The following is a 23,181-nucleotide window of genomic DNA, read 5'->3' as shown; positions in this document are numbered from 1 at the left end:
CAAAGTGTCGTCCATACCATCGTGCAATAGTGGCAACGCTCCAAAGATGTGACGCTCCTCCGGGCTAAAACGAGCAACATCCCAGGAGGATGCCATGTCGCAGATACAGGCACAGGTTACCCGTCGAACTCTTCTTGCCGCTGCCGCGACGGCAGGCGCAGTGGGGATGATTCCCCAAGCTTTTGCCGCCAGCCAGGCTCCGGCCATCAGGCCGTTCAAGTTCAGGGCTTCCGATGAACAGCTAATTGATCTCCATCGCCGGGTGGCAGCCACCCGTTGGCCTGACGAGGAAAACGTAGCAGACGATTCCCAAGGGGTGCGTCTCGAAACGATAAAGAAGCTCGCGAAGCATTGGAAACATCATGACTGGCGCAACGTCGAGGTCCGCCTTAACGCGCTTCCGCAGTTCACCACGGAGATTGATGGTCTCGACATTCACTTCATCCATGTGAAGTCGAAGCATGAAAACGCGCTACCGATCATCATCACCCACGGGTGGCCGGGCTCCGTGATCGAGCAGCTGAAGATCATCAAACCCTTGACCGATCCGACCGCCTACGGGGGCACCGAAGCAGACGCCTTTCACGTCGTTATTCCATCCCTACCCGGTTATGGCTTCTCCGGAAAGCCTCGGGAAACCGGATGGAACCCGCCGCGTATTGCGAAGGCTTGGGCCGTGCTCATGGAGCGTCTGGGATATACCAAGTACGTCGCCCAAGGCGGTGACTGGGGTAACGCGGTGACTGAACTCATGGCCGTCCAGCAGCCCCCAGGCCTCCTTGGCATACACACCAACATGGCCGCCACCGTTCCCGCCGAGATTTCGAAGTCCCTGGCTGCAGGGACACCCCCGGAAGGCTTGTCTGCCGACGAAAGGCGGGCGTGGGATCAGCTCGACGATTTTAACAAGAATGGCCTCGGCTACGCGATCGAGATGAACAACAGACCGCAGACGCTCTACGGCATTGTGGATTCGCCGATCGGTCTGGCAGCCTGGATGCTTGACCATGACATCCGCAGCTATCGCATGATCGCGCGGTCGATCGACGGAGAGAAGGAAGGTCTCTCCCCTGACGACGTTCTCGACAACGTAACCCTTTACTGGCTGACTAACACGGCGATCTCGTCGGCGCGTCTTTACTGGGACAACGCACATCACCCGAGTGGCGGCTTCTTTGATCCGCGCGGCATTAAGATTCCGGTCGCAGTCAGTGCCTTTCCGGACGAAATCTACCAAGCGCCCCAGAGCTGGGCCGAGAAGGCATATCCGAAGCTCATCCACTACAACCGCCTGCCGAAAGGCGGCCACTTCGCGGCCTGGGAGCAGCCCGAGCTGTTTACTTCGGAACTCCGCGCCTCGTTCAAGTCGCTTCGCGACCAGATCTGACCAAGCGGCGCGGACCGTCCGCGCCCACCCCTCTTAGCCTCGCCAACTCAACAAGGAGAATGACTATGCGTGAAAATCAGATTGTGGACTCCAGCTTCACCGCCATCATCAACGCCCCGATCGAGAAGATCGACATCCCGGCATGGTGCTTTTCGCTGCCGGAAAAGGAATACCAGGGTTGTTCGCCTGCTCACATTGCGGCTGGGTTCACGACTGCGCCCGACGGCACGCGGATGTCGATCAACGTCGAGACGATCGGTGGCAGCCTGATGGTGCAGCACTATCACGAGACGCTCGGCGAGAAGACTCATCTCATCCTCGACTCCGACTCCGACGTCTTCACTCCGACGGGGCGCGTGGTCATTCACGTTACCTGGGAGCTAAGCGTGAAGGCGCTGGACAAGAACCGTTGCGAATTCACGAACCGGGTTCAGTCCTTCGCGACCGACGAAATGATGGCGGGGCTCGACCGCCAGGGCATTCCGTTCGAGATCTTCAAGACCCAGCGGCAGCCGATGTCGATCGCTCACAACAAGGGCGAGACCCCGCTGTTCGCCGCGAGCATCGAACGCTTCGCACTTCGTCAGAACCCCGCCAAGGCAGCCTAGCCCGGGAGACCGTCATGACCCATCTGACCGTTCCGTACGATATCGCGAACACTGGCCTGCTGGTTGTCGACCCCTATAACGACTTCATCTCCGAGGGCGGCAAGATCTGGCCCCGCATTCAGGCCGTCGCAGAAGCAAACCACTGCGTCGAGCACATGGCGCAGATCCTGCAGGCGGCGCGTGATGTGAAGATGCCTGTCTTCTTCGCCATGCATCATCGCTTCCGCGAGGGTGACTACGAGAACTGGAAATACATAGCGCCGATCCAACGTGCCGCCTGGCACCGCAAGAGCTTCTCATATGGCACCTGGGGCGGCGAGTTCAGAGCGGAATTCGTTCCAGTCGCTGGTGAGAGCGTTGCGCAGGAACATTGGTGCTCCAGCGGATTCGCGAACACCGACCTCGACAATCTCCTCAAGCGCCGGGGGATCCAGCGGGTGATCGTGATCGGCCTGATCGCGCACACCTGCATCGAAGCGACTGTCCGGTTTGCGGCTGAGCTAGGATATGATGTGACTGTCATAAACGATGCGGTGGCCGATTACTCGGACGAGATGATGCGGGCGGCGCTCGAGATCAACATGCCGAACTACGCGAATGCCATCATCTCTACAGAAGAGGTCCTCCAGGCGATTGCCTCGGCCGCAGCGCCTGCGGTTGCTGCCGAATAAACGGCTGCGCCCGCTGTTCGCTCGGCTGACACCAAGCGTATCCCTAACGTAAACTAACGGAGCATAAGATGGATCAGCAATCCAAAGTCCTCTATACGGCAAGAACCCATGTCAGCGGAGGCCGCGAGCACGGTGTAGCCCAAAGCTCCGATGGTCAGCTCGATCTCAAGCTCGGCGTGCCCGGCACTCCGAGGCCCGGAACAAACCCGGAGCAACTTTTTGCAGCCGGGTGGTCTGCCTGCTTCGAGAGTGCCATAGGCATTCTCGTCAAGCAGAAGCATCTCAAGCTCTCGGGTGAAGTGACCATCGATGCCGAGGTCGACCTCAACCTGTCCCCAATAAGCGGATACTCCCTCATAGCGCGCCTAGCTGTCAGGATACCCGGCGTGGATAAGGACGTCGCGCAGCAGCTAGTCGAGGAAGCGCATGCGATATGCCCCTACTCGAAGGCCACACGCGGGAATATCGCGGTCACGCTCACGGTTGTTTGACGACGACTCCTCACGAAATTGCGAATATCGCTGGCGCTCTCCAGCGCTATTTTCACTAATCATGCAACGTCAGCGGACGCGTCGCGGCTTCATTTCATGGCTGGAGAGAACAATTTCCCAGGTGATCAAATTTTCGAATTTCGCAATGTTTTCAATGGCATGGTTCATCGTTTGGGCAAGATGTGGGTGCGCGTGTCATCTATTGCAAGGACGATGCAACGAAGCGCACCTACTCTCAGATTGGATTGGACGAACGCCGTAAGATTGCCCGTTGGAGAACGATGTTCCCGATCTCAATGGCTACACAAGCTCGCCACGCCTTGAAATTCGTGATTACTATAAATGGAATTACTATAATCGAAATTATGTTAGCGAGTACGTTTCATTTGGTTGAGGATGCAACCCGCTGAAAGGCAGGTTTCCTTTTCCGCCCGCCCAAGGCCGAATTAGAGAGGATAATGACCTGAACATCCCCTGATCGAGCTCGTCAGAGATGCGGTGGACTCTGCGTCCTCGACCACTCGTATGGGACTGCGCTGCTGGATGAGTGAGGTTAGGTAGTTGCGAAAACCCTGATCATGTCGAAGCTCACTGGGCGGCGGCGATCCAACGCAAGGCCGTCGCGGATTTCCATAATATGCTCACGCATCAGCGCGACCGCCTTTTCAACCCTGCCCGCCTCACAGTGCTGAATGAGGTCTTCGTGATGGTCGTGCCAACCGGCTAACCCCGTTTGATTTTCGAAGAGATTGACTATCAAGCTGGTGCGGGCAACGAGAAGCCTTACCTGCTCCGCAAGGACTCGATTTCCTGACAGTTGGGCCATTTTCACGTGAAAGCCACCGGAGAGATGAATCGCTTCGCGCACGTGGCCTTGGGCTCGGAGCTTGTGCTCCTTCGCGATATTGTCCCGAAGACTTGCCATGACCCTGGGGTCTGCAGCTCGCGCGACGGCCTCAGTCGTCCCAGCCTCAATTGCAACTCGCGCCGCAAACACGTCCAAGGCTTCCTCGGTATCTGGTGCGGCTACGTAGGCGCCGCGGTTCGGAATGAAAAGAACCAGCTTTTCCCAACTCAGTCTCTGTAACGCAGCAGCAATCATCCGCCGTCCAACACCAAAGGCTTCGACAAGCGCCATCTCGGTGAGCTTGGTTCCTGGCAACAGACGTTGATCGACGATGGCGTCGAACAAATGCTGATATGCGTCGTCCGCGTCATCAGTCTGAGGCCGGTTGCGGTCGTTCATAATGCCTACCAGTTGTTTGTTCTTCTGGCTCATCTTTAGCCTCTCAGATGAAACTGCGCTCACTGGATTGTGCACAATCTTGCGCACAGGTTGGTTTCTCGGACTTTTGCAGCTTGGCACAGGCCTTGCAAAACCTTTCTGCGACAACAGCAGGAAGGGAACAGACATGAATAGCTTTACTACTTCGAGACGCGTCCTTTTGCAGGTCGCGCTGGCCACACCATTCATCATGAAGGCGAGACGAAGCCTTGCCGCCACACCCGTGAAGTTCTCATTTGCGGTGCCGTTCGACGGGTCGATTTCCATGTACCTGCTCGCTCAGCAGAACGGCTGGTACAAGGAGGCCGGCTTGGAATGCCAGTTCGACACCAGCGGCGGCTCCGGCGAGGCAGCCTCACGCACTGGGTCAGGCGTTTACGACGGGGGCACCGTCGACATCAACAACTTGGCGGAATTCAACTCGAAGAACCCCGACGCGGATGTCCGCGCCGCCTACATGATCTACTTCAAGAGCCCACTTTCAGTCGCTACCCTCAAAAAATCCGGAATTACCAAGCCAGCCGATCTGGAAGGACGTACGATTGGTGCGGCCGCTGCCGACGGCGCGTATCGGCTCTTTTCCACCTACGCCAAGGCCACCTCGCTCGACGTCACTAAGATCAACTGGAACATGGTCGGTTTGCAGCTGCGCGAAGCGACCCTCGCGGGCGGTGATGCGGATGCCATTCTCGGCTTCGATTCAACCATCTACTTCGGCCTTCAGAAGGCGGGGGTCGCGGCTGACGACATTAACCTCCTCTACTATTCGGATGCAGGCCTTGATCTCTACGGCAACGCCATCGTGCTTTCTAAGAAGTTCCGCACCGAAAACCCTGAAGCGGCCAAGGCCTTCATCGCAGTCAGCGCTCGCGCCTATCAGGCAGCGATCGCCGACCCTTCAGCGGCGATCGCGGCGCTGAAGGCCCATTCGCCACTCATCAAGGCGGATCTCGAAGAGCAGAAGTTGCGATGGCTTATTAAAAACCAGTTCACTACTGACGAAACTCGTAAGAACGGCATGGGTGGCGTCGATCCGGCACGCCTTTCGAAATCGATGGAAGCGGTTGCTGCAGGTTTCGGCCTGCCTTCCGTCCCGAAGCCCGAAAGCCTCTTCGATCCCTCCTTCTTGCCCTCGGCAGATCTCCGGAAACTGCCGGCATGACCTTCGACTTGGTAATCCGCGGTGGTACGATCGTGACCGCTTCCGACGTAACGAAAGCCGATCTTGGCGTGAGAAACGGCCGTATCGCGGCCATCGCGGAACATATCTCGGAAGGTAACATGGTCATCGATGCCGGTGGGCGCCTGGTTCTGCCCGGTGGTATCGACGCTCACTGCCATCTTGATCAGCCGCAGGCCCCCGGCCTTGCCGCCAAGGGCGCCAAGATGGCGGACGGTTTCCGATCAGGAAGCATCAGCGCCGCCTTCGGGGGAACGACGACCATCGTTCCCTTCTGCGTCCAGCATCGCGGCGAGTCCCTAACTGCCGCGGTTGCCGACTACCATCGCCGCGCCGAAGGTCAGTCGGTTACAGACTATGCTTTCCATCTGATCGTGAGCGACCCGACGCCGGCAGTGCTTGGCCAGGAGCTGCCCGCGCTGATCCGGCGCGGACACACCAGCCTCAAAGTGTACATGACCTATGACGCTATGCAGCTCAGTGACCGCCAGATCCTCGACGTCTTCGAAACCGCCCGGCAGGAAAAGGCTGTTATGCTCATCCATGCAGAGAATCATGAGATCATTGGCTGGTTGGCCGACAGGCTCGAATGCCAGGGCCGGACGAAACCCGTGGCGCACGCCACGTCGCGTCCCCTTCCAGTCGAGCGAGAAGCGACGCACAGAGCCGTAACGCTAGCGGAGATCGCCGGCGTGCCATTGGTAATCGTCCATGTTTCGGGTGGCGAACCCCTCGAAGAGATACGCCGTGCGCGGGCTCGTGGTCACGTCGTCATCGCCGAGACCTGCCCGCAATATCTCCTTCTCACTGAGTCCGATCTGGAGATGCCAGGTATGCTCGGCGCAAAGGCGATGTGCAGCCCTCCTCCGCGTGACAGGGAGGCTCAGGCAGCATTGTGGCGCGGAATAGAAGACGGCACGATAGAAATCTTCAACTCCGATCATGCACCCTATTGCTTCGACACCGATGGCAAACTCAAGGCCGGGCCGAATCCTTCATTTCGCGCCGTCGCGAATGGCATTCCCGGACTGGAAACCCGCCTGCCAATCCTTTTCAGCGAGGGTGTCGTCAAGGGACGTATCGATCTGCCCCGCTTCGTGGCGCTGACCGCCACCAACAATGCAAAGCTCTATGGCCTTCATCCACGCAAGGGAACGATCGCTGTTGGCGCCGACGCAGATCTCGCAGTCTGGAACCCAGAAAAACGCATGACCATCACCAACGACATCCTGCACCATAATGTGGACTACACGCCGTTCGAGGGCATGGAGGTCCAGGGATGGCCTGAAACCGTCGTGAGTCGCGGCCAAGTCATCGTCCAAGACAATAAGTTGATTGGCAAACCTGGCAGAGGACGGTTCCTGGCTCAGGACTCGTCGTCCGCGTGGAAGACACGGGAGATCAGTGCATGGATCTGAGGATCAAAGGAAAACGTGCGTTGGTTCTGGGAGGCAATCGCGGCATGGGTCTCGCGATTGCCACAGCGCTCGCGACGGAGGGCGCCGAGGTCCTGATCGCCGGGCGAGACGAAGCGGCGCTCGCTTCTGCAGCCGCCGAAATCAGCGCTGCGGGAACTTTTGTCGTCGATCTTGCCGACACGACTAACCTTGCTGGCTTCGCGGCGGACGTTGGCGACCTCGACATCTTGGTCAACAATACGGGCGGCCCACCGTACGGCGGTGCGATCGGGCGAGACATGTCAGATTGGGAGGAAAGCTTCCGGGCGATGTCGATGTCCGTCATCCGCCTCACCGATCTCTTCCTGCCAGCTATGCGTGCCCAGAACTGGGGCCGCATCGTAACGGTCGTCAGCACGGGTGCCGTGCAGCCGATACCGGTCCTAGGGATATCCAACACCATTCGCGCCGGTCTGATCGCATGGTCGAAGTCAATCGCTCCCGAGGTGGCGAAGGACGGCGTGACGGTGAACGTCCTCATGCCTGGGCGCGTTGCGACGGAGCGTGTCGCTATGACCGACGGGGCGACGGCAGAAAGAGAAGGCGTCTCCGTGGAGACAGTCCGCCAGCGATCGCTCGCGCAGATCCCGGCCGGCCGTTACGCCGAACCGGAGGAAGTCGCGTCCGTCGCCGCCTTTCTTTGCAGCTACCCGGCATCCTACGTGACCGGCAGTGTTTATCGCGTGGACGGAGGATACGTGCGCCATGTCTGACTCTCTAGTAAGGCCAGCGATCAAGCTCACTCACAAGGCCGCCATTTTGGTACTGAACGCAGCGATTGAGACCGCAGAAGCCATGGGAGTGCCGCAGTGCATCGCCGTGGTCGACGAAGGCTGCAACCTGATGGCTTTCGCACGGATGGACGGCTCGCGCGTGCTGTCGATCGAAAGCGCGACGCGCAAGGCGATGACGGCAGCGACCACCGGTCAGCCGACCGGTGGCATATCGGCGGACAAGGCACTCCTACTGGCGGAAGCGACGTCGGGACGGATGACAAACCTTCTCGGCGGATTGCCTCTTATCGTTGACGCTCAAATCGTGGGCGGCATTGGCGTCGGCTCAGGCACGGGAGAACAGGATCTGGAGATTGCCAAAGCGGCTGTGCATTTCCTTGAAGGTGTAATCGGCGGAGCCCAGAACAGATGACAGTCAACGTCGCTCAGACAGAGGCAGGAAACGCCAAAATAGCGCAGCTTGAGAATGTAAGAGTTCGCTTCGGTAAAGGCGATAGCACTTTCCTTGCGCTGGATCGGACAAACCTGACCGTCCGGCAAGGTGATTTCGTGGCCATGGTCGGTCCGTCCGGCTGCGGCAAGTCGACGATCCTGAAATTGGTCGCGGGTCTGTTGCGTCCAACCGAGGGCGTCGTGTTCGTGGCCGGTCGCGAGTTGGGCGCAGAACAGATCGGCATAGGAATGGCGTTTCAGAACCCAACGATGCTGCCTTGGCTGACAATCCGCCAGAACATCATGTTGCCCCTCAAGATCGTGAAGCCATATGCCGAAACCTACCAGCGAGATAAGGATACGGTGTTCCGCGAGCGTGCAGATGCTCTGCTTGCCAAAGTGGGTCTTGCCGGTTTTGGTGACCGCCGTCCATGGGAGCTGTCCGGCGGCATGCTTCAGCGCGCCAATCTGTGTCGGGCCCTAATTCATTCGCCGAAACTGCTAATGCTCGATGAGCCGTTCGGCGCGCTCGATCAGTTCACCCGTGAGGAGCTATGGGCAGTTCTGCAGGACCTGTGGATTGAGACGAAGCCAACCGTCTTCCTCGTCACGCACGACCTCAGAGAGGCTGCGTTCTTGGCGAGCCGTATTCTGGTCATGAGCGCCCGGCCAGGGCGCGTAACGCAGGACCAAACGGTGGACTTCCCTCGTCCCCGCAATCTGGAAACGACGTTCAAACCGGCATTCACCGACCTGACCAACGATCTTCGGCGCCTCATCTTCGCTGCGCGTCAAGGTACGGAGGGCTCTGCATGAGACTTAACCCGAAAATTGTAGAAATAACAAAATCCGGTTCTTTTATCGTCTTTCTGTTCCTTGCATGGGAACTGGCCTGCGTCATCTTCCATATCAGCCCGATCGTCCTTCCTCGGCCGAGCGCCATCCTTTCAACGCTCATAACCGAAATGCCGGCGCTCTGGCCCCACATCCTCCAAACGCTTGCCACCACAATGGTGGGTTTCTTGCTTGGGGTAGTGATCGGCGTGGCGCTTGGCGTTTTTGTGGGCATGTCACGCACTGCCTACAACACCGCCTACCCGCTTCTGGTCGGATTTTCGTCTGTTCCGAAGGTCGCGGTCGTGCCGATCTTCGTCCTTTGGTTCGGCTCCGGCACGGTTCCCGCCATTCTGACTGCGCTTACAACCTGCATCTTTCCGATAGTCGTCAACGTCGCGACAGGATTGGCGACAACTGAACCGGAAATGGAAGATGTACTGAAAGCGTTAGGTGCGACACGTTCACAGGTACTGCGGAACGTTAGCTTGCCGAGGGCCATGCCTTACTTTTTTGCATCCCTTAAGGTGGCTGTGACCCTGGCCTTCGTCGGAACGGTTCTCTCAGAAACTGTCGCCGCGAACCGTGGCATCGGGACCGTCATGATGATGGCTACCTCAAGCTTTGACGTACCATTGGCTTTCGCGGGATTGTTCGCTCTCGCCTTCCTGGGCATCGTGCTCTACGCGGTCTTTGCACTGCTAGAGCAGCGAGTTTGCGGGTGGGCCAATCGAAAGCAGGACTTTGCCGTCGTGTAGTTCTTGAAGAAGCCCTCCGCCGTCGACGGTCTACAGAGCGCGGGCCTTGGAGTAGTTTTTCTCCAACGAGGCAGCATGCAACCTCTCTCCCGATATTGTCCATCGAAGGTGCCTAGCCGCGAGCGGCTTACGCCGACGTTTCCCAAGGATTGATCACGGAGGCATCGGTGTCTTCGAAGTCCTTGACGTTGCGTGTGACAAGGATGAGGTCGTGAACGATGGCGGTCGCGGCGATCAACCCGTCGATATCGCCACGGGGCCGGATTGCCGCGATGCGGCCCCATTCGACTGCGATTTGGTCAGTTATCGGCAAAATGCGGTCACGATGGTTGTGGCGCAGTTTGCGTAGCCATTCGGTGAGGTGCGCGGCAGTCTTCGGATCCGACTTTTGTTTGAGGGAAATGCCCCGCATAATCTCCCCGAGTGTGAGCACACTCAAGTGGATGCTGAGCGGATCGACAGAGCGGAGCCAAGACACGGCTTGCGACGTCCCTCGCCGAGCCTCCGAGACAATGTTTGTGTCAACCAGATACATCAGAAGGCCAAGTCGCGGCTTGGTGTCTTGGTACGTACATTAACCTCATCAGCGAGTTGATCGTCCCAAGTGGGACCTTCAAGCAGATCATCGACCAACGTCGGCCGGCCAGCGCGTAGGGCGTCGTAGTCATGAGCGGACAGCACGACGGCGGTTCGCTCGCCGCGCAGCGTGACAATCTGCGGCCCCTCATGGCGCGCCTTCTGCACCACCTTCGAGAATTGGTTCTTGGCGTCCTGTAGTTGCCACTCCATGGCTCGCACTCCATCCTAGCTAGACAGTCTAGCTATATATCCCTGTTTGCCTGCCATTGAAAGGGTCGATTTACCAAGCAGCCGATCGGAGACCTGGGCGCAATGCCGCACGATCGGCAACCTCACGCCATGGAATTACGGCCAACCGAAAATCCGATCCTGCGGTCTCCAGGCGATCGATTAGCGAGGAAATCTTTTCTATTTAGTGATGGGACAATTGGGTCAGAAGATACCGCCCGAGGTTTTTGTGCCGCATTTGCGCGAGGATAGGCGATCCCCTATCCTCTTAAAAATTGCATAAATGCACCCGGGTTAGCTTCTCTCTCCAAAGTTAGAATGTCCTGACTCCGCAAAGTAAGAATGTCACGCTCCCTTTTTTGATGAGGCGGAGATTGGCGATGGGGTTGGCAGCGAGGGGCGAGCGTGACCAGCAGCGGACGGATGGAGCTTGAATTGCGTCGTATCGGGTGGGCGTTTCTCGCTTTTCTCCTCACAATCCTCATGGTCTTAGCCGCTGCTTGGGCCTCACTCGCTTTGTGGTACCGCCTTCCCGCCACCGAGTTCGCCAGGGGCTTTGCTGCCGGGCTATTCGCTCTACTTGGGGTGTTCGCAATCATTTCATTGTTTGGCCGGTGGCGCTTCAAAGCCATCGTCATATTCGCAGCGGCGCTCGCACTGGTTCTGATCTGGTGGAACACGATCAAGCCCGCCGAGAACGCATCGTGGGCACCCGATGTCGCTCGACAGGTCACAGGTGAATTTAACGGCGACCTCCTGACACTAACAAATGTGCGGGACTTCGATTGGCATAGCAATACTGACTTCTTGGAGCGATGGACCACGCGCTCCTATCATATGAGCAAGCTCCAGACGGTCGACCTTTTCATGTCGTATTGGGCTGGACCAACAATTGCCCACGTAATTTTCAGCTTCGGTTTTGAAGGTGGCGAGCAGCTTGCCTGGTCAATCGAAGTGCGTCGCCGGGTTGGCGGTGCATTCTCGCCCGTCGCCGATTTGTTCAAAAGCAATCCTTTGGTGATTATCGCAGCAGACGAACGGGACGTGGTCGGCGTCCGTTCAAACGTCCGTGGCGAAGACGTCCAAATCTACCGTCTGAAAGCGTCACCGGAACAGGCGCGTGCGCTCCTTCGCGAGTATGTTGCCGACGCCAACGCCCTTGCCGCGACGCCGGTGTTCTACAACTCACTCACGAGCAACTGCACAACGACGGTCGTTAAAATGATGCGTGTGGTTGGAGCCACGGTTCCATTCGATTGGCGCCTCATCGTCAATGGCTATCTCCCGGACTACGCTTACGATCATGGGGCTTTGGATACGTCAGCGTCGCTCGCTGAACTTAGGGCCGCCGCTCATATCGACCAGCGGGCGCGGGTCGACGCACTGTCGCCGGACTTCTCAAAGTCGATACGCGTCGGCGTACATTCGCCGGCGCCGGCGTTTCCACAATAAGCGAACGACGGCCGCTGTTTTGATTTCGCTCGGAAGCTGCAGACGCTCCGACAGGAGAGTGGCTTCACTTTGGCGGCGACGCAGGTTGGCTAGTGAGGTGAAACTCTCAGCTCGAGAGTCGTGCTTCTTGGACCGCAGCTAAGTATGATCGCCCAAGTTTCTGGCCCGCGGTTAGCGATGGAAGGTAAGATGGATGGTGCCACTCGGTGCCGTTTCAGATTTGACTTCGTAACCCGCCTCCAAGCCGCGCAGATCATCCCATAAGCGCACGCCGCGACCGAGCAGGATTGGCGCAATTGCTACATGAAGGCGATCTACAAAACCTGCTCTTAGAAAGTCACGAACGACAGTTGGCCCGCCGCCGATCCGCACATCTCTGCCGTTCGCCACCGCAACAGCCTGCTGGAGCGCATCAACTGGAGTGGGATTGAGGAAATGGAAAGTGGTGCCACCAGCCATCTCGATGGAGGGGCGAGGCTTGTGTGTGAGAACGAAGACCGGAACACGGAACGGCGGCTCATCGCCCCACCAACCACGCCAGTTCGGATCGTTTGGGAAATTGTGGAGCCCGAACATGCCCGCCCCCATAATCTCGGCGCCCACGTCGGCGAAGTATTGCCTCGCGTAGTCGTCATCCACGCCGGTGGTTCCGGCTCCACTAGTATCCTTGAGCACGCGCTCACGGAAAGTTCGCGTTCCCACATATGCGCCGACTAGGCGCGGCCAGTCCTCCCCGAACGGGACTTCGGGCGTTTGATCGGTCGTTGTCGCGAAACCATCGAGTGAGATCATGAGATCGACGCGAACAGCCATGGAGCTCTCCTTGCGAGGGGTTGTACCTGGCTGTCCAGCCAGGGGTCGATACTAAGGTAGGTGCCTTTATAAATGATTGTCACACTAAGGCAAGTGCCTTATTGTCCTTGACCGTCGCCCCAATGCGTCTTAACAATTCGCATGCCCTATCATTCGACCCCTCTCGACCTTGCCTTTCACGCACTAAGCGATCCGACCCGTCGTGCGGTCGTGTCACGGCTTGCTGACGGCGAGGTGCCGGTCAGCGTTCTGGCCGAGCCATTCGACATGGCGCTGCCCTCCTTCGCCCAACATCTCAAGGTGCTTGAAGACTGCGGACTGATCGCCAGCGAGAAGCGTGGACGTAGCCGCTGGTGCCGGTTGGTACAGGCGCGCTTTGACGAGGCGGCGGACTGGATGATAGCGGAGCGGAGGCGCTGGACCGACCGATTGGATCGGCTGGAGCTGTACCTGGACAAAGCGGGAGCGGATGATGAAGACCACGGCAACCCTGTTTGACACCTGGTCGCTTGATCGAGAAATTGTGCTGGTGAAGCTGCTCGATCACCCGCGCGAAAAGGTCTTTGCTGCCTGGATGGACCCCAGGGCGCTTGCCGAATGGTACGGTCCAGCCGGTCTTAGGATCGAGAGCCATGAGGCTGATATCCGTGAGGGTGGGCTCTGGCGGTTCGACATGGTGGGTGTGTTCGAGGGCCAGGAGCAGCGCTTCCCGAACCTTATGCGCTTTCTTAAGGTCGTGCCGAACGAGCGGATCGTGATGGATTATGGCACGCCCGATCCGGACGACCCCGACCGATTTCGCGTCACGGTGACTTTCGATGAGCAGGCCGACGGAAAAACAGTGCTGACCTTGCGTCAGCTCCACCCCAGCCCAGAACGGCGTCGGACCGTCATCGGCTTTGGCGCAGTCGAATACGGACTGCAAACCCTGGATGGCCTTGCGGCCTGGCTGGACCGCTGAGCGTTGGCGTGTCGCTCACCTGTGACGTAGTCCGCTTCATTGGTTCGCGTTCGCGAGGGCGTGACCAATGCGGTCCGGATCTATCCGGATGCGATTTCGTCACCCGAGATCGATGTATGGCGACGATCGACCGGTAGGATTTCAGTCAGACCGAGTCGCGCTGGGTTCGCAGATTGGAGACAACGCGTCGGTTCTGCACCTTGCAGGAGCGACTCGTGCAATCACGGACTTCGCGATCATTGCCGTAGCCCTTGGCCCATACGCGACTAGGATCCACGCCCTTCGAGACGAGATAGCTCATAACCGCATCGGCGCGCCGCTGCGATAGCGACGTCATTGCGGAGGCGGATCCTGAATCGTCGGCAAATCCCTGGAGCTTGACCAGCCACTGCGGATTGCTGTTGAGCCAGATTGCCTGCTTATCCAACGTTGCTTTGGCGACGGAGTCGAGCGTGGCCGAATCCTGCGCAAAGTAGGTCCGGCGACCGACGTTCAGAATAAAGTCCTCTTCGGTGCCGGCCGCGACGTTCTCGAAGCCAGGCGCCGGATCGTTGGTTTGCCCGGTCATCGGCGGGGCGGCGGGTTCCTCAACCTCAGCTATATCAGTGGTGCTGCAGGCGACCAGCGTCAGGAGCATCGCCGCAGCAGCGAGCGACCTCGAATATCTAGTCAAAACAGACATCAAGGAATTTTCCTCACTCGACTGGGGTTGCTTGGGCGGCATTTTGAGCCTGATCCGCAATATGGGGCAGTACTTGTACCGCCGTGCCGATTGGGCACCGCTGATAGAGATCGATTGCATCTTCGTTGAACATGCGAATGCAGCCGCTGGAGGCATCCTTGCCGATGCTGCCTGGCTCCAGAGTGCCGTGGAAACGATAGCCGGTATCGACACCGTCGCGGAGCAAGTACATGGCGCGCGGGCCAAGTGGGTTCTTCGGAGATCCGCCGTCAACCGATTCCGGTAGCTCCGGGTGGCGCTGGCGCATCTCTGGCGGTGGTGTCCAGCGCGGCCAAAGTGCTTTCTGGTCGATCGTGGCCCGGCCATACCATTTGAAGCCCTCGCGGCCAACACCGACGCCATAGCGAATGGCCGTCTTGTTCTCCATGATTAGGTAGAGAAAATGGTGCGTCGTATCGACGACAACGGTGCCAATTGGCTCGCTGCTGAAATATTTGACAACCTGGCGGTGCCACTTCCTGTCGATCTTGGCAAAGTTCGTGCTTCGGAATGTTACGCCATTGTCGACGGTCGTGCCGGAAAAATAGGAGGACGCTGCAGCAAAACCCGGCTTCTGCACCGCCAACGTGCCGACCGAAGCCAAGCTACCGAGCATAATTTCCCTGCGCGTCCACCCCATCGGCATCCCCTCGAAAGCCAAGCAGCGAAGCCCTCATGTAAAGCAGATTTTTCGTAACCGACAAGATTAAATTGTAGATTATCCTGTTCATACACGGATATGCCGCTAGTAGCTTGTCGTTTGCGCTTTGCCTGCAAATAGGCGAGCACTGGCCGCGGCACCAACGACCGACGTCACTGCATCCGCTCGATGACGCGTGTCGTTGCGGATGGGATTGTTAGCGATGAGCGCGCAGTCTTCAGCGGATCGAGATCTCTGCGACGTGTGTGCTTCATCTGAGCGACCGCCAAGTCCGCCGTCTTTGCAGCGGATGTGCAGTGACAGTGCGGCGTCGAGCCGGTACAAGGCGATCGGCCGGCCGCCAATAACCGGATCAGCGACGGTGCTTGGGATGATGTGGTGACGCTTGTTCGCGAACGCTATACGGACTTTGGGCCGCCCTTGGCGACCGAGGGCTTTGCCGAGCGCGACCGATTGGGTATCGCGTTCGCCGACGTGCGGCTTGAAGTCGGATGCCGGCATTGGGCTGTCGCGCGAGTAATTGATATGGTCGTCAGGATATAAGCTGGAAGTGGCATTTTTTGCCCATTCGGTGTTCGACAAGGACCAATTTGGGGCGTGCGGTGATCGCCGAGAATACGCGGCTCGGCGGTGTGCTGCGTGCTAGCGAAAAAGTCCGTAACAGGGTCTGCGTCCAAGCTGATACGGTTGTTGAATACGAGCGGCATAAGGTGGCGTCGTAGGTCCATCCAGGTCGTGAATCGCTCTCCACTATAAAGCCGTAGTTGCGTGTTTTTGTTCTGGCTGCGGGCTCGTGTTCAAGCGGTTGTTCTGATTGCACATAGGCTACTGCACTTTTGAAACATCGTCCGCGCTTAGCTTTATGTTCCCTGAAAATCTGAAGGAGACAGCTATGAGACGCGCGATCGTAGTCGGAATTGCATTATTTTCTTCGGCGCTGGTTGCGCCTCAAGCTATGGCGCAGACGAAATTCGGCTCGGAGGCTGGATGGGACATTATGGTCAAGCCAGACATGGGGCCTGGATGCTTGATCACCAAGGCAAATGCTGACGGTACACAGATTCAGATGGGCATCGATGCAACAGGTGCAATGCGAGGCTACATGGCCCTCTACACGAAGGCTGACGCCAAAGTCACCGCAGGCGAGAAGCTTCAGGTTCTGTTCGATGTCGATGGCGAGCAATTTAAGGGAGAAGCCAAGGGCCAGGTCATGGATGGTTATAGAGGAGCATTCGCGTGGGTCACCAACGCGGACTTTATCTATGATCTCGCCAAAAAGAACGCGGTGACAATTACGCCACAGGGAGGCTCTCCAGTCGTTGTCAAGCTGGCTGGCACCGATGCCGCTTTCAAGGCGTTGAGGGCCTGCCAGGCTGCACAGTGATATTGGTCGGTGCGCCCAGACGGGATAACGGCTAACACGTTGCGATCGTTCGTTGCTGATGGGGCAACAGTCTCGCGAGTGGTGCTAAATCATCTGTCACTTCAATCAATGGAGTGGCAGATGGTGCGGTATGCTCCAATAGGTGCGGGTGGGTTTTCAGCGCCGAGATGCGGGCGGAAAACCTTCTCGCGGCGACCGTCCGTCAGCCGTGCCGATTGATTCAGGCCGAGTTTCATCTTCGAGTGAGAGATCTTCTTCAACGTAGCAGTGGATCCTTTACATACCACCTTTCTTGATAACCGCATCAACGATGTAACTGGGCCGGCGGATTAGGTTTGCAGCGGATTTCTGTTGCAGGTTGCAGCCGACCGTCGACAATTGTGGGGGGTGCGCCAGGTCTGCGCGCTGGCGGTGTTGGCGTCGTTCCGGGATCGTTTCGGTCATTCGCCCGACTGGACGCTCTAGAACGAACCATGAGATTAGCTTGCGTGGCGCAAATTGGCCTTAAAAAGGCGCGGAGTGAACATCCCTTTCCTAATAAGAAAATAAAGTCCGCGTCAACGAAAGAATACGCGCGTGAATCGCGCGGGGAACGCACTAAAATGACCCCGTCGGAGTACAGGGCGGCGCTGGCAGTCATGGGTTTGACGGCCAGCACCGTGGAAGAGCTTTTTGGTGTTGATCAACTTACCAGCCGAAGATGGGCGGCGGGCGAGCAGGCGGTTCCGCGCGCGGTAGCCCTTAGTTTGCTGCTGATGGCTTCAAACAGTATTCCGGTGACGCAGGCTCTCATCTTGGCTGGAAGCCCACGGTATCTTAAATCTGCTTGAACGTGTCGGGCTGTCAGCTCTCAGTAGCTGCAAGGGCGGTCATTGTTGAAACCAAGCGCACAAGCTGAATTTAATGGAAGACTTCCATCCCGCTGCGAAGTCTGAGTTGTGCAGCTGGCTGCGATCGTCAGCAGGCTGCTCAGGGCGGCAGTCAGTGCGAGGCGACGAATTCGGTTCATCTGACTTTCTCCTTCGGCGGATCAAGCATCGGTCGATCCCAACCCCGCAACTCTACCACGCCATTGCAGCGCTGGGCGAGCGGCAGCGGTTGCCCCAATAGTTCGGTCGCAAACGGATCGTGAACACGTGGAGCCAGGATCAATGAACTCTGAGCCGCATGGTCGCATGCGGCTCAGGAGTAGTCGGCCAACTGCTGTTGGGCAGTGGTATTGCCCTACCCGATCGACATCAGGCTTGCGTTACCACCGGCTGCAGCGGTGTTGATAGATGTCGAGACCTCTTCCAGAAGCCAGTTGAGGCAATAGGCGTCCGGATTGCGTTCGAGCTCAGCCGTTGAAGCCGACTGCGTCAGCAGCAGTGGACCGGGCATCGCTGCGATCTTTTCAAGAATGGCGGAGACGCGATCTCCTTCTCCTTCGATGAGGGCGCCCGCCATCGGTTCCGTCCCGGGGGATTGATCCAGCCAAGAGATACGCTGTGCAACACTGGTCGGCAGCCCGCTCAACTTCTTTCGCAGACTGTCGTCGCCTTCGATAGCAGCGCGATTGCCAGTTGCAAGAACCGCCGACAGTTGGTGAAGCAGGCCGGTCACGGAGTGTGGGGCGCACAGGATCGTCCCACGGGCATGCAGCGCGTAGAGATTGCGTTCGCCGACCGGGCCGGCCAGTTCGACCTGGAGGCCGAGAGCCGACTGACTGCCGAGATGCCGCGCCATTTCGGCGTTGTCTGCAAGCCCCTGCTGGTCCAGCCACTTCGCAAAGTCCGATAGAGCGGGATCGCTGTAGACGGAGCTGTGCTGCGGTGGGATTGGCGGCGTTGTTACGAGCCGTCCGAGGTAAAGCGGGCCTCCGGCCTTCGGACCTGTGCCCGAGAGGCCGCGCCCTCCAAAGGGCTGCACGCCGACAACTGCGCCGATCACGTTGCGATTTACGTAGAGGTTGCCGGCCCTCACCTGGGCGGTCACATTGGCGATGGTCTCGTCAAGGCGTGTATGGAGACCGAATGTCAGTCCGTAGCCTGTGGCGTTGATCTCGTCGATGAGACGACCAAGATCCTGGCGTCGCCACTTGATCACGTGCAGAACAGGCCCGAAGACTTCGCGCTTCAGTTCTGAGATTTTGTTGATTTCGATAATGGTCGGCGCGACGAAAGTTCCCAATTTGGTCGCATCCGGCAATTCGACACGTTCGATGGCGCTACCGGCGCGGCCCATCGCGGCAACGTGCGCCTCGATGATGTCCTTTGCTTCGGAGGTGATCACCGGACCAATGTCAGAAGCCAGTCGGTTGGTGTTGGCGATCGACAGCTCGCGCAATGCACCCTTCAGCATTGTCAGGGTGCGGTCGGCCACATCTTCCTGCAGGCAGAGAATGCGAAGTGCCGAGCATCGCTGTCCGGCACTATCGAAAGCAGATGCGATCACGTCGCCGACGACCTGTTCGGCAAGCGCAGACGAATCGACAATCATGGCATTCTGGCCGCCGGTCTCCGCGACCAGCGGTATCGGCTTGCCATCCTTTGAGAGACGCTTTGCCAGTTCGGTCTGAATGATCCGAGCAACTTCGGTCGAGCCGGTAAACATGACGGCGGCGGTCTGTGGTGCTGCCACGAGTGCCGCCCCTACCCTGCCGTCGCCGGGCAACAGCTGGACAACGTCGGCGGGAACGCCGGCATCATGCAGGATGCTAACCGCTTCAGCCGCGATCAGGGGTGTTTCTTCGGCGGGTTTGGCAAGAACGGGATTGCCGGCGACCAGTGCTGCGGCGACCTGCCCGGTGAAGATGGCTAGCGGGAAGTTCCAGGGGCTGATGCAGACGACTGGTCCAAGTGGCGCGTGCGACGGGCCGAGTGTGCGGCGGGCTTGCTCGGCGTAGTAGCGCAGGAAGTCGATCGCCTCGCGTACCTCGGCCACAGCGTTGAGCAGAGATTTTCCGGCCTCGCGGATGATCAGGCCCAACAGCGTCTCCATCCTTGCCTGCATGATGTCTGCGGCCCGATCGAGCAACGCTGACCGTTCAGCGGGAGCGACTGTTGCCCATGAGGGTGCAGCTTTTAGCGCGGTCGCTGCCGCGGCGGCCGCTTCCTCCGCGGTAGCCTCGCGCACAATGCCGACCGCATCCCGGTTGTCGGCGGGGTTAAGTACCTGGCGCGAGCCCGCTCCAGTCTTGGTCTGACCGGTTGGAGCTGCTGTCCATGACATCGTTGCACTCGCCTTCAACGTCTCCGTCAGCGCCTGCAGAGACTCTTCGTTGGAGACGTCGAGGCCGGCGGAATTTTGCCGTTGGCCATAGAGTTCGGCAGGGAGCGCGATCTTGTCGTGCTTTTGACCGGGTACCGGCATCTTCGCGACGATTTCGACAGGATCGGCGACGAGCTCGTCGACCGAGACGGTCGGGTCGGCAATCCGGTTGACGAAGGACGAGTTGGCGCCGTTTTCGAGAAGGCGCCTGACAAGGTAGGCGAGCAAGGTTTCGTGGGTGCCAACAGGCGCATAGATGCGGCACGGTCGGTTGAGGTTCTGCCGACCGACAACCTCGTCGTATAGTGGTTCACCCATGCCGTGCAGGCATTGAAACTCGTATTTTCCGACATGATAGTCGCTGCCGGCCATGTGGTAGATGGTGGCGAGCGTCTGCGCGTTGTGGGTCGCAAACTGCGGGAAGACCGCGTCCGTGGCGGCAAGCAGCTTTTTTGCGCAAGCAATATAGGACACGTCGGTGTAGATCTTGCGGGTAAAGACGGGGAAGTCCTCCAGGCCATCAAGCTGCGCGCGCTTGATTTCTGCATCCCAGTAGGCGCCCTTGACCAGGCGCACCATGATCCGCCGGCCGGCACGGCGAGCAAGGTCGATGATGAAGTCGAGTACGAAGGGGCAGCGCTTGCCGTAGGCCTGGACAACGAAGCCCATGCCGTTCCAGCCGCCAAGATCCTCATCCAGGCAAAGCGTTTCGAGGATATCAAGCGACAACTCCAGCCGGTCGGCCTCCTCCGCGTCGATGTTGAGGCCGATGTCATAGGACTTGGCGATGAGCGCCAGCGCCTTTACCTTCGGCAGCAGCTCGCTCATGACACGTGCACTCTGGGCTCGTGAATACCGCGGATGCAACGCGGAGAGCTTGATCGAGATACCCGGACCTTCGTAAATGCCGCGCCGGTCCGAAGCCTTGCCAATCGCGTGGATCGCCGTTTCGTAGTCCCTGTAGTAGCGTTCGGCATCCGCGCCCGTGGTCGCCGCCTCGCCGAGCATGTCGTAGGAATAGCGGAAGCCTCGCTGTTCCAGGGGCTTGGCCCGCTGCAATGCCTCGTCAATCGTTTCGCCGGTGACAAATTGCTCACCCATCATGCGCATTGCCATATCGACGCCGCGCCTGATGACTGGTTCGCCGCAGCGCGCAATCAGCCGCGTCAGAGCTGCTGACAGACTGCGATCATTAACGGTCGACGTGAGCTTGCCGGTTACCACCAGTCCCCAGGTGGCTGCGTTGACGAAGAGCGAACGGCCACCACCGAGATGTGCCTTCCAATCACCTTCTGCAATCTTGTCGCGGATCAGCGCGTCACGGGTCGCGGTATCGGGAATCCTCAGCAGCGCTTCGGCGAGACACATCAGTGCAACGCCTTCCTGGCTCGAAAGCGAATATTCATGGACGAGCCCCTCGACGCCTGTCCCCCTGTGCTTGGCGCGCAGCGCCTCGATGAGCTTGCGGGCGGTTGCCGTTGCGCCGAGCCTGACCTTGTCCGGAACTGACGCCGCATCGACAAGGCGCGGGACACATACCGTCTCAGGTGTGCGGTAAGCCGCGGTTATTGCGCGACGCAGATCACTCTGCGGGCGAACCGCCGGCGCGAAACCTTCGAATGGATTTAGGGCGCTGTGTGATTCATTGGTGGTTTCGTTCGCCACCGCGTCGTTGGTGATCGTCATGTCTCTTGCTCCGGGTCAGGATGATTGCAGAACATAGCAGATCTATTGAGGTAATTTCTCTTGATAATGGCCATGACGGTGGCTATTTGACTAATATAGGCCAATGACGAAGAGGATATCATCGGTATCATGGCAAACGGCAGGGAAATTGACCAGTTCGATTACAGGATCATCGAGGCTCTTGTCGCGGACGGTCGCATGTCCATTACCGACCTTGCGAAGAAGGTCGGTCTGTCCAACACGCCCTGCCAGGTGAGACTAAAGCGATTGGTCGAAGATGGCTATATCTTAGGCTTCCGCGCTATCGTCGATGTAAAGAAGCTTGGCAGGAATCATGTGGCCTTTACGGAAGTGAAGCTGTCCGACACTCGGGAGCATGCGCTCAAGGCCTTCAACATAGCTGCGCGAAAGCTGCAGGAGGTTGAAGAGTGCCATATGATCGCTGGGGCCTTCGACTACCTTTTGAAGATTCGCACGTCCGACATTGCCAACTACCGTCTGGTCCTCGGTGAGAAAATATCGACGCTTCCTTTCGTGGCCAGCACTTCGACGTTTGTTGCCATGGAAGCTGTCAAGGAAAACGGTGCCTGACTGGACGCAATCGTAGTCGGCTAACGGGCCGACCCCGTGGCTCGCAATCCCTGCTGGGTCTCTGGCATATTACCTATTTACAACTAACATGTTAGTCTGCTACGTCTGACCTATTGATTTGGGAGGATTGATTTTGAGTGAGAAGTTCGGGCTTTCTGTTGCGCTGACCACACCATTCGATGGCAAGGGCGAAATCGCCATCGATGTCATGATCGCGCAGGCCAAGCGAAGCCTGACTGCGGGATGCAAAAGCGTCACGCTCTTCGGCACCACCGGGGAAGGGTCGTCGATCGGCACGCTAGAGCGCGAACGGATCATCAACCAGTTCCTCGATACGGGGATTGCGCCCCATCAAATCGTTGTGGGTGTCTTGGTAGACGCGGCCGAGGACGCGGCTGCGCAGGCCGGCTATGCCCTTTCCAAAGGTGTGCGGAACATCCTGCTTGCGCCTCCTTCCTACTTCAAGAATGTCAGCGACGACGGTCTTTTCACATGGTTTTCCGCCGTGTTTGCCATCCTTGGTGACAAGGCTCGCGATGTCATTGTCTACAATATCCCCTCCGTGACGATGGTGCCGCTGACAGTATCGCTGATCGGGCGCCTGCGTGCTGCATTTCCTTCGGTCGTCACTGGCATCAAGGATTCCTCTGGCGACTGGCCGTTTACTGAAGGGCTTCTAAAGGAACATGGCGATATCGCCATTCTGATCGGCGATGAGCGCCATCTCGCAAAAGGCGTGCGCCTCGGTGGTCAGGGCGCGATTTCCGGAATGGCGAATTTCCTGCCTGCCGAAGTCAAGGTAATGGCGGAAGAAGGCATGGATGATGTTCGCGTCGAGGACTTTGTCGCCGAGCTTTTGAAGTATCCGGTGACCGCGGCCGTCAAGGTCATGGTTGCTCGCCTTACTGGTGAGGACGTGTGGCTTTCTGTTCGGCCGCCGCTCGTTTCGATTTCCGCGGAGGGACAGGCGCAGCTTGCTCTTGCCTTCGATGCGCTTTTCCGCTCCAAAGCAGCATAGG

25 protein-coding genes are annotated in these 23,181 nt (G+C 58.4%); 17 read left to right on the top strand and 8 right to left on the bottom strand.

Annotated features, from left to right (window positions below):
• The first annotated feature begins 94 nt into the window (after nucleotides 1-94).
• The 4 genes from JNB88_RS08390 to JNB88_RS08375 all read left to right on the top strand — a co-directional run bounded on the left by JNB88_RS08390 (nucleotide 95) and on the right by JNB88_RS08375 (nucleotide 3,157).
• A complete protein-coding gene (locus tag JNB88_RS08390) occupies nucleotides 95-1,387 on the top strand; it encodes an epoxide hydrolase family protein (RefSeq protein ID WP_220355048.1) in 1,293 nt (430 codons plus the stop codon).
• A 65-nt stretch (nucleotides 1,388-1,452) separates the two neighbouring features.
• Entirely contained in the window at nucleotides 1,453-1,995 is a 543-nt protein-coding gene (locus JNB88_RS08385; protein WP_420832174.1) for a hypothetical protein, read from the top strand.
• A 14-nt stretch (nucleotides 1,996-2,009) separates the two neighbouring features.
• Nucleotides 2,010-2,666, top strand: a complete 657-nt coding sequence (locus JNB88_RS08380) for a cysteine hydrolase family protein (protein WP_220355046.1) — start codon at nucleotides 2,010-2,012, stop codon at nucleotides 2,664-2,666.
• 68 nt (nucleotides 2,667-2,734) lie between these two features.
• Complete coding sequence (locus tag JNB88_RS08375) at nucleotides 2,735-3,157, top strand: organic hydroperoxide resistance protein (protein WP_113409358.1); 423 nt, start codon at nucleotides 2,735-2,737, stop codon at nucleotides 3,155-3,157.
• A gap of 553 nt (nucleotides 3,158-3,710) precedes the next feature.
• Here JNB88_RS08375 and JNB88_RS08370 read toward each other — a convergent pair.
• Entirely contained in the window at nucleotides 3,711-4,436 is a 726-nt protein-coding gene (locus tag JNB88_RS08370; protein ID WP_220355045.1) for a GntR family transcriptional regulator, read from the bottom strand.
• 133 nt (nucleotides 4,437-4,569) lie between these two features.
• On the opposite strand from JNB88_RS08370, the gene JNB88_RS08365 reads away from it, so the two are divergent.
• From JNB88_RS08365 to JNB88_RS08340, 6 genes are read left to right on the top strand one after another with little or no spacing between them, the layout of a single operon-like run.
• On the top strand, nucleotides 4,570-5,604 hold the full coding sequence (locus JNB88_RS08365) for an ABC transporter substrate-binding protein (RefSeq protein WP_220355044.1): 1,035 nt from the start codon (nucleotides 4,570-4,572) through the stop codon (nucleotides 5,602-5,604).
• Nucleotides 5,601-7,040: a dihydropyrimidinase gene (gene hydA, locus JNB88_RS08360; RefSeq protein ID WP_220355043.1), complete on the top strand. Its 1,440-nt coding sequence runs from the start codon at nucleotides 5,601-5,603 to the stop codon at nucleotides 7,038-7,040. Before JNB88_RS08365 ends, hydA begins: the two co-directional genes overlap by 4 nt.
• Nucleotides 7,031-7,792 (top strand): SDR family oxidoreductase, encoded by a 762-nt coding sequence (locus tag JNB88_RS08355; protein ID WP_220355042.1) that lies wholly within the window; start codon nucleotides 7,031-7,033, stop codon nucleotides 7,790-7,792. Before hydA ends, JNB88_RS08355 begins: the two co-directional genes overlap by 10 nt.
• On the top strand, nucleotides 7,785-8,225 hold the full coding sequence (locus JNB88_RS08350; protein WP_220355041.1) for a GlcG/HbpS family heme-binding protein: 441 nt from the start codon (nucleotides 7,785-7,787) through the stop codon (nucleotides 8,223-8,225). Before JNB88_RS08355 ends, JNB88_RS08350 begins: the two co-directional genes overlap by 8 nt.
• Nucleotides 8,222-9,061, top strand: a complete 840-nt coding sequence (locus JNB88_RS08345) for an ABC transporter ATP-binding protein (RefSeq protein WP_220355040.1) — start codon at nucleotides 8,222-8,224, stop codon at nucleotides 9,059-9,061. The genes JNB88_RS08350 and JNB88_RS08345 overlap by 4 nt, the downstream gene beginning before the upstream one ends.
• Entirely contained in the window at nucleotides 9,058-9,837 is a 780-nt protein-coding gene (locus tag JNB88_RS08340; protein WP_220355039.1) for an ABC transporter permease, read from the top strand. The genes JNB88_RS08345 and JNB88_RS08340 overlap by 4 nt, the downstream gene beginning before the upstream one ends.
• 127 nt (nucleotides 9,838-9,964) lie before the next feature.
• Here JNB88_RS08340 and JNB88_RS08335 read toward each other — a convergent pair whose 3' ends face one another.
• Together JNB88_RS08335 and JNB88_RS08330 are read right to left on the bottom strand one after the other, a co-directional pair.
• On the bottom strand, nucleotides 9,965-10,372 hold the full coding sequence (locus JNB88_RS08335; RefSeq protein ID WP_220355038.1) for a type II toxin-antitoxin system VapC family toxin: 408 nt from the start codon (nucleotides 10,370-10,372) through the stop codon (nucleotides 9,965-9,967).
• Nucleotides 10,372-10,626 (bottom strand): type II toxin-antitoxin system Phd/YefM family antitoxin, encoded by a 255-nt coding sequence (locus tag JNB88_RS08330; RefSeq protein WP_220355037.1) that lies wholly within the window; start codon nucleotides 10,624-10,626, stop codon nucleotides 10,372-10,374. The genes JNB88_RS08335 and JNB88_RS08330 overlap by 1 nt, the downstream gene beginning before the upstream one ends.
• Before the next feature lie 501 nt (nucleotides 10,627-11,127).
• Between JNB88_RS08330 and JNB88_RS08325 the strand changes: the two genes are divergently transcribed.
• Nucleotides 11,128-12,096 carry an Lnb N-terminal periplasmic domain-containing protein gene (locus tag JNB88_RS08325; RefSeq protein ID WP_223217124.1) on the top strand — a complete coding sequence of 323 codons (969 nt, stop codon included), beginning with the start codon at nucleotides 11,128-11,130 and terminating at the stop codon, nucleotides 12,094-12,096.
• 171 nt (nucleotides 12,097-12,267) lie between these two features.
• Here JNB88_RS08325 and JNB88_RS08320 read toward each other — a convergent pair whose 3' ends face one another.
• Nucleotides 12,268-12,909, bottom strand: coding sequence for a dihydrofolate reductase family protein (locus JNB88_RS08320; protein WP_220355036.1), 642 nt, complete (start codon nucleotides 12,907-12,909; stop codon nucleotides 12,268-12,270).
• A gap of 141 nt (nucleotides 12,910-13,050) precedes the next feature.
• Here JNB88_RS08320 and JNB88_RS08315 point away from each other — a divergent pair, with 141 nt between their 5' ends.
• Together JNB88_RS08315 and JNB88_RS08310 are read left to right on the top strand one after the other, a co-directional pair.
• Nucleotides 13,051-13,407, top strand: coding sequence for an ArsR/SmtB family transcription factor (locus JNB88_RS08315; RefSeq protein WP_220355035.1), 357 nt, complete (start codon nucleotides 13,051-13,053; stop codon nucleotides 13,405-13,407).
• Nucleotides 13,382-13,870: an SRPBCC family protein gene (locus JNB88_RS08310; protein WP_220355034.1), complete on the top strand. Its 489-nt coding sequence runs from the start codon at nucleotides 13,382-13,384 to the stop codon at nucleotides 13,868-13,870. Before JNB88_RS08315 ends, JNB88_RS08310 begins: the two co-directional genes overlap by 26 nt.
• A gap of 145 nt (nucleotides 13,871-14,015) precedes the next feature.
• On the opposite strand, the gene JNB88_RS08305 is transcribed toward JNB88_RS08310, so the two are convergent.
• From JNB88_RS08305 to JNB88_RS34560, 3 genes are all read right to left on the bottom strand, one after another.
• Nucleotides 14,016-14,552, bottom strand: coding sequence for an OmpA family protein (locus tag JNB88_RS08305; protein WP_220355033.1), 537 nt, complete (start codon nucleotides 14,550-14,552; stop codon nucleotides 14,016-14,018).
• A 13-nt stretch (nucleotides 14,553-14,565) separates the two neighbouring features.
• On the bottom strand, nucleotides 14,566-15,231 hold the full coding sequence (locus JNB88_RS08300; RefSeq protein ID WP_220355032.1) for a L,D-transpeptidase: 666 nt from the start codon (nucleotides 15,229-15,231) through the stop codon (nucleotides 14,566-14,568).
• A gap of 105 nt (nucleotides 15,232-15,336) precedes the next feature.
• Entirely contained in the window at nucleotides 15,337-15,753 is a 417-nt protein-coding gene (locus tag JNB88_RS34560) for a hypothetical protein (protein WP_220355031.1), read from the bottom strand.
• A gap of 391 nt (nucleotides 15,754-16,144) precedes the next feature.
• Between JNB88_RS34560 and JNB88_RS08290 the strand changes: the two genes are divergently transcribed.
• Entirely contained in the window at nucleotides 16,145-16,636 is a 492-nt protein-coding gene (locus JNB88_RS08290; protein WP_037135994.1) for a hypothetical protein, read from the top strand.
• A gap of 488 nt (nucleotides 16,637-17,124) precedes the next feature.
• Nucleotides 17,125-17,466 carry a hypothetical protein gene (locus JNB88_RS08285; protein ID WP_223217113.1) on the top strand — a complete coding sequence of 114 codons (342 nt, stop codon included), beginning with the start codon at nucleotides 17,125-17,127 and terminating at the stop codon, nucleotides 17,464-17,466.
• 394 nt (nucleotides 17,467-17,860) lie between these two features.
• Here JNB88_RS08285 and putA read toward each other — a convergent pair whose 3' ends face one another.
• On the bottom strand, nucleotides 17,861-21,571 hold the full coding sequence (putA, locus tag JNB88_RS08280) for a trifunctional transcriptional regulator/proline dehydrogenase/L-glutamate gamma-semialdehyde dehydrogenase (RefSeq protein WP_220355030.1): 3,711 nt from the start codon (nucleotides 21,569-21,571) through the stop codon (nucleotides 17,861-17,863).
• 129 nt (nucleotides 21,572-21,700) lie between these two features.
• Here putA and JNB88_RS08275 point away from each other — a divergent pair, with 129 nt between their 5' ends.
• Together JNB88_RS08275 and JNB88_RS08270 are read left to right on the top strand one after the other, a co-directional pair.
• Nucleotides 21,701-22,162 (top strand): Lrp/AsnC family transcriptional regulator, encoded by a 462-nt coding sequence (locus JNB88_RS08275; protein ID WP_037135991.1) that lies wholly within the window; start codon nucleotides 21,701-21,703, stop codon nucleotides 22,160-22,162.
• Between the two features lie 133 nt (nucleotides 22,163-22,295).
• Entirely contained in the window at nucleotides 22,296-23,180 is an 885-nt protein-coding gene (locus JNB88_RS08270) for a dihydrodipicolinate synthase family protein (RefSeq protein WP_220355029.1), read from the top strand.
• Nucleotide 23,181 lies beyond the last annotated feature (1 nt).

The sequence above is a fragment of the Rhizobium cauense genome (assembly GCF_019511525.1).
Classification (GTDB): domain Bacteria; phylum Pseudomonadota; class Alphaproteobacteria; order Rhizobiales; family Rhizobiaceae; genus Rhizobium; species Rhizobium cauense.
The sequence above is the reverse complement of the archived record's forward strand: the minus strand, read 5'-3'. Positions and strand labels throughout refer to the sequence as shown.